This is a genomic window from Microcystis sp. M_OC_Ca_00000000_C217Col (assembly GCF_007095585.1).
Taxonomy (GTDB): Bacteria; Cyanobacteriota; Cyanobacteriia; order Cyanobacteriales; family Microcystaceae; genus Microcystis; species Microcystis panniformis.
In genome coordinates, this window is sequence record NZ_SFBV01000109.1 from 1 (window position 1) to 2,580 (window position 2,580).

General features: G+C 40.9%; 4 protein-coding genes. 2 read left to right on the plus strand and 2 right to left on the minus strand.

Annotated features, from left to right (window positions below):
* Nucleotides 1-315: 315 nt before the first annotated feature.
* Nucleotides 316-522, plus strand: coding sequence for a hypothetical protein (locus EWV66_RS06560; RefSeq protein ID WP_002732891.1), 207 nt, complete (start codon nt 316-318; stop codon nt 520-522).
* Nucleotides 523-563: 41 nt separating this feature from the next.
* On the plus strand, nt 564-1,463 hold the full coding sequence (locus EWV66_RS06565) for an amino acid ABC transporter substrate-binding protein (RefSeq protein ID WP_052276847.1): 900 nt from the start codon (nt 564-566) through the stop codon (nt 1,461-1,463).
* Nucleotides 1,464-1,685: 222 nt separating this feature from the next.
* Here EWV66_RS06565 and EWV66_RS06570 read toward each other — a convergent pair whose 3' ends face one another.
* Both EWV66_RS06570 and EWV66_RS06575 read right to left on the minus strand, forming a co-directional pair.
* Nucleotides 1,686-1,988, minus strand: coding sequence for a type II toxin-antitoxin system RelE/ParE family toxin (locus tag EWV66_RS06570; protein WP_072927872.1), 303 nt, complete (start codon nt 1,986-1,988; stop codon nt 1,686-1,688).
* Entirely contained in the window at nt 1,985-2,215 is a 231-nt protein-coding gene (locus tag EWV66_RS06575; RefSeq protein ID WP_052276845.1) for an addiction module protein, read from the minus strand. Before EWV66_RS06575 ends, EWV66_RS06570 begins: the two co-directional genes overlap by 4 nt.
* Nucleotides 2,216-2,580 lie beyond the last annotated feature (365 nt).

A 2,580-nucleotide genomic window follows, 5' to 3' on the forward strand; every position in this document is an offset into this window, starting at 1 on the left:
GCACCTCGGTTGAACTGGATGTCCACGCCCTTTTTCAGAATATAGGCACCCAAGCTACAAAGCGGTATTTTTTACCTAGGTTGGGACGGGTTGCCTACTTCTCAAGATACAAGGTTGGGCTTCGGCCGTGAGCTTTTGCCGAACGGTTGAAGCATGAAACCCAACGCCCGCATGGGTTACTGAAAATGGGTAAAACCCCACACCCCACACCCCACACCCCACACCCCACACCCCGTCAGTTCATTTCCTTAACCCAAACTGACGTTAAACCTGTTACAATAAAAAATATAACTGACTAAATTGGAATTAAAAACTATGCGACTTAAGCGATGGGAGTCCCCCCGCCGTCAGGGACGTAACGACAAAGGCAAGGGCGGTTCGGCCCGACAGCGACAACTGAAAAAACAATTTAAAATGTTGTCGAAAAAACTAAAAGGGGGAGAGAGTAACATCTCTCCTCTTTTTTTGTCCCCAGCAATCGCCGCTAAAAAATCTTCCTCTGGGAAACTCTCAGTCTCCTAAAACAGTCCCAGACTTGAGCCACTTTCAGATTAGGGAAAAAAATGAAGCGTACACTTGCCGTCATGACGATGACAGTAGCTTTAACCGTCACCAGTAACCATTCTAGCCTTGCGGGAGCAATCTTCGATCGCATTCAAAAAACTGGGGTAATTACTGCCGGCGCTCGTAAAGATGCTATTCCCTTTGGTTTTGTCAACTCCCAGGGCAAGTGGGTGGGTTACAGCCTTGATATGTTAGAGTTAATTCGCAAGGAAACCGAACGGAAGTTAGGAAAACCAATTAAGTTAAAAATTGTTGAGATTAATCCCCAAAATCGTTTTGAAAAGTTGAAAACAGGGGTTATCGATATCGAATGTGGCTCTACTACTTTTACTTGGAAAAGAGAAAATGAAGTGGATTTTTCCGTTAGTTACTTTGCCGGTGGTACTCAATTGCTCACCCGCAAAGGTAGTAATCTTGATGACATCGGTAGCTTGGCAGGCAGACGCATTGGAGTGATTGCCAATACTACTAATGAAGCGGTAATTAAAACCCAACAACCCGCCGCTATTTTGGTCAAAGTTAAAAGTCGTGGCGAGGGTTTACAAAAACTAGAAACGGGAGAAATTGATGGTTTTGCCAGCGATGGCATTACCCTAGAAGGTTTAAGGAAAAGTGCTAAAAATCCCAATAATTTAGCCATAGTTCCCTCCTATCCCTACGCCTACGAATCCTATGCCTGTACTTTACCTGAAAATGATTCTAAATGGCGCGATACAGTGAATTATACCCTATTAAAATTCATGGAAGGGATCGTTAGTGACCAACAACAAGCGGTGACAATTTATGAACGTTGGTTTGGTGAAGATGGTGTTGTTCCCTATTCCAGAGAAACTATTAATGATTATTTTCAAGGCATTGTCAACACCTACGAATGGATTCCTTTAACTGTATTTCCCTAAAATCAAAACCTTTTTAGGGAAAGGTTCAAAAAGGCACTCTTGCAAGTGGGAATTATGAATAGGGAAGTGGGGAAGTGGGTTTTTAAAGTTGGATTTGTTATTAACCAAGTTAATAAAGGGAAAAAATAAACCCCCTCAACTGACTGAATGAAGGGGCATTTATCGTATTTTGTGGGTAATTTAGCCTACTTTTGTGGTTTTGTTTTCGTTCGAGTATCTCCATTATTCTAAATTTCGCTTTTTCCAGTAATCAGGTTTACGTTTTCCATGTGCGATCGCAACCACCCAGATAAATGCTTCAAATTCTACATAAAAGATGATGTAAGGAAAACGGCGAATGACATAACGGCGTACCCCTTCGATAGTATGGGCTGTTCCCAGATTAGGGTTAATTTTAATTTTTTCGAGAACTTGTTCAATTTCAGATAGCAAATCTAGCCCTAATCCTATCTTTTGCTTCTCGTAATATTGAATAGCATTGTCAAGTTCTCCTGTTGCTTCACTGTGAATAATAACCGGTTTCACGAATATTTCTCTCGTAATTCCAATAATACTTTATCTGATGGTTCACCCTTGGCTGTTCCAGCATAAATTTCGGCTAATCTTTCAGTTAATTCTCTATCCCAAGCATCTAAAACATTGTCATCTACACCTTCATCTAAGGAATGGATGAGAAAGTAAGCTAGTTCAGCGCGATCTTGCACAGAAAGTTGAGCAAGTTCTATTTTAAGGGTTTCTGCTGTTTTAGTCATCTTGAAAGCATCTATAACCAATCATCTTAGATTGTAGCAGCTCTCGGCTTGCCAGATAAACCCTACTCCTTGAAATCATGGGAATTGAGAGAGTTATGGCAACAATACCTCCTCAAGTGACTGAATGAAGGGGCGATCGCAAGTTTTTGATTAATGGTTTTTAGGAGACTTTTGTGGTTTCCTTTTCTGAGGGTTTGGAGGGTTTTAGTTTGCACTTGAGGGTTATCTCCATACTTTCACCCGCATTATATACTTTGCACGGCTACAACTTGCATTTTTTACTCAAGGACAATAATATAGTTTAAGAGTCATAATTAGAAGCAAAGCACTCATTAAAAACATGATTAACCTAGAATTCACGGAAG

Bases quoted from the DNA above. Each gene is read 5' to 3' on its own strand.
- EWV66_RS06560 (WP_002732891.1), top strand. From the start codon at position 316: ATGCGACTTAAGCGATGGGAGTCCCCCCGCCGTCAGGGACGTAACGAC.
- EWV66_RS06575 (WP_052276845.1), bottom strand. From the start codon at position 2,215: ATGACTAAAACAGCAGAAACCCTTAAAATAGAACTTGCTCAACTTTCT.
- EWV66_RS06565 (WP_052276847.1), top strand. From the start codon at position 564: ATGAAGCGTACACTTGCCGTCATGACGATGACAGTAGCTTTAACCGTC.